General features: G+C 76.6%; 1 protein-coding gene. It reads left to right on the top strand.

Translation table 11 applies throughout. The features are described from left to right. Positions 1-667 (top strand): phytoene/squalene synthase family protein (locus tag GTW08_RS15740; protein ID WP_161152128.1); only part of this gene is annotated, 667 nt, incomplete at both ends.

Genomic DNA, 667 nt, shown 5'->3' with positions numbered 1-667 from the left:
ACACCCGGCTCGACGCGCTCGACGCCGAGCTGGCGGCCGCGCTGGCGGGCGCCCCGCTGCCCGGCAGCAGGCCCGAGGTGCTCGCCGTCGCCGAGACCGCGCGCCGCCACGACCTCGACGCGTCGCTGTTCCGGGACTTCATGGTCTCGATGCGGATGGACCTCACCGTCACCGACTACGCCACCGACGACGAGCTGGCCGTCTACGTGCACGGCTCGGCCGCCGTGATCGGGCTGCAGACGCTGCCGGTGCTCGGGACGGTCGTCCCGCGGGCGGAGGCCGAGCCGCACGCCGCGCTGCTGGGCGTGGCGTTCCAGATCACGAACTTCCTGCGCGACGTCGGCGAGGACCTCGACCGCGGCCGGGTGTACCTGCCCGCCGACGAACTCGCCGCGTTCGGCGTCGACCGGGAGCTGCTGGCCTGGAGCCGGCGCACCGGGCGCCCGGACCCGCGGATCCGCCGCGCCCTGGCCCACCTGGTCGCCCGGACCCGGGCCACCTACCGGCGGGCCGACCCCGGGATCCCGATGCTGGAGCCGGTGTCGCGGGCCTGCGTCGGCGCCGCCCGGGTGCTGTACGCGGAGATCCTCGACGAGATCGCCGACGCCGGCTACGACGTGCTGACCCACCGGGTCGCGGTGCCGAACCGGCGCCGGGCCGCCGTCGC

It is taken from the genome of Pseudonocardia sp. SID8383 (assembly GCF_009864975.1).
Taxonomy (GTDB): Bacteria; Actinomycetota; Actinomycetes; order Mycobacteriales; family Pseudonocardiaceae; genus Pseudonocardia; species Pseudonocardia alni.
The sequence above is the reverse complement of the archived record's forward strand: the minus strand, read 5'-3'. Positions and strand labels throughout refer to the sequence as shown.